Genomic DNA, 1,016 nt, shown 5'->3' with positions numbered 1-1,016 from the left:
AGATGAGCTGGCGCCTGCCGATCCGGTAGGTGGAGTAGGCGATGGCCAGGCCGACGATGGCGTACATGGCCCAGGGGTGGAGGGTCCAGTGGAACATGGCGGATGCCATGGCTGTGCCTACTTCGTGCGGGGCGTGGTTTGGTACGCCGTCGCGGTAGAAGGCGAGGGGTTCGGACGCTCCGTAGAACATGAGGCCGATGCCCATGCCGGCTGCGAACATCATGGCGATCCATGATGCGTTGGAGAATTCGGGTTGCTCGTCTGCGGCTCCAAGGCGGATCTTGCCGAATTTGGAGGCGGCGATGACGATGATGAAGATGACGAAGATGGTTGAGAAGAGTACGAATGCCCAGCCGAGGTTGGTTAGTACCCAGGTGAGCATGTTGTTTGCGGTGGCTTCAAAGTTGGCTGGTTTGCCGAGGCCCCAAACTACGATTGCGAGGATGAGTAGCATGGCGGGTATAACTACCGGCCAGCTGATGGATTGATCTTCAGTTTCAGAGATTAGTTCAACGGGCTTTTCTTGCAGGTCTGCCGCGTTGATGTGTTCTTCTTCGGAGAGTAGCGCCGCAAGTTCAGAGGTTGCGGTGGTTGTATTTTCCGCTGGTTGTGTATCTGTTATCTCTGGTTTCGTATGTTGCGTGTCTCGATTTTCGCTATTTTCCATACTTCTATTGTTCAAAATATGGTGGCAGAGTCTAGTTGTGAGCTCTTTTTATGCAACATCTCTCCATTTAAGCCACTATTTTGCGAGAATTGAGCTTGGCTTCCTCCACCTAGCGTTTTGCGGTGTGGGTTGGATTATGTGGGCGCGAGGTTTGCGTTTTGGCGCCGTGTTGAAGTTTGATGCGACCCGCAAGGACAACGAGGCTGACGCTGGTGATTGCGAATAGGAGGATAGCGGCGATATTGATGATGGCCCCCAGGTGCCAGGCAGCGCTGTTGGCTGTGAGGTAGCCGGCGAATCGGATGATGAGGCCTAGTTGTAGAAGGGCTAAGGGGGCCCAGAGCACTGG

The 1,016-nt window shown here is 54.6% G+C and carries 1 protein-coding gene and 1 pseudogene; both read right to left on the bottom strand.

Annotated features, from left to right (window positions below; translation table 11 throughout):
* Positions 1-667 (bottom strand): BCCT family transporter (locus HMPREF1627_RS01760; RefSeq protein WP_034500590.1); only part of this gene is annotated, 667 nt, incomplete at its 3' end.
* A gap of 109 nt (positions 668-776) precedes the next feature.
* Positions 777-1,016, bottom strand: a pseudogene (locus HMPREF1627_RS10710) (hypothetical protein); the annotation flags it as partial.

Source organism: Actinomyces sp. S6-Spd3 (genome assembly GCF_000758755.1).
Taxonomy (GTDB): Bacteria; Actinomycetota; Actinomycetes; order Actinomycetales; family Actinomycetaceae; genus Pauljensenia.
This window is presented reverse-complemented; position numbering and strand designations above follow the sequence as displayed.